The following is a 270-nucleotide window of genomic DNA, read 5'->3' on the forward strand; positions in this document are numbered from 1 at the left end:
TTTAGCGGGTGTAGTTTAGTGGTAAAACTACAGCCTTCCAAGCTGTTGTCGCGAGTTCGATTCTCGTCACCCGCTTTGGACTCTGTCCAATACCACTCATTCAGTTAGAATGTTTGGGCGCGTAGCTCAGATGGTTAGAGCGCACGCCTGATAAGCGTGAGGTCGGTGGTTCGATTCCACTCGTGCCCATTATAATATGGTCCGTTGGTCAAGGGGTTAAGACACCGCCTTTTCACGGCGGTAACACGGGTTCGAATCCCGTACGGACTA

The 270-nt window shown here is 51.1% G+C and carries 3 tRNA genes; all 3 read left to right on the forward strand.

Features of this window, described 5'->3' with window-relative positions:
- The first annotated feature begins 4 nt into the window (after positions 1-4).
- The 3 genes from ACHUFA_RS11115 to ACHUFA_RS11125 all read left to right on the forward strand — a co-directional run bounded on the left by ACHUFA_RS11115 (position 5) and on the right by ACHUFA_RS11125 (position 270).
- A tRNA-Gly gene (locus ACHUFA_RS11115) sits at positions 5-75 on the forward strand.
- A gap of 40 nt (positions 76-115) precedes the next feature.
- Positions 116-189 (forward strand) — tRNA-Ile (locus ACHUFA_RS11120).
- Positions 190-198: 9 nt separating this feature from the next.
- A tRNA-Glu gene (locus tag ACHUFA_RS11125) sits at positions 199-270 on the forward strand.

This window comes from Streptococcus hepaticus (assembly GCF_043656315.1).
Taxonomy (GTDB): domain Bacteria; phylum Bacillota; class Bacilli; order Lactobacillales; family Streptococcaceae; genus Streptococcus; species Streptococcus hepaticus.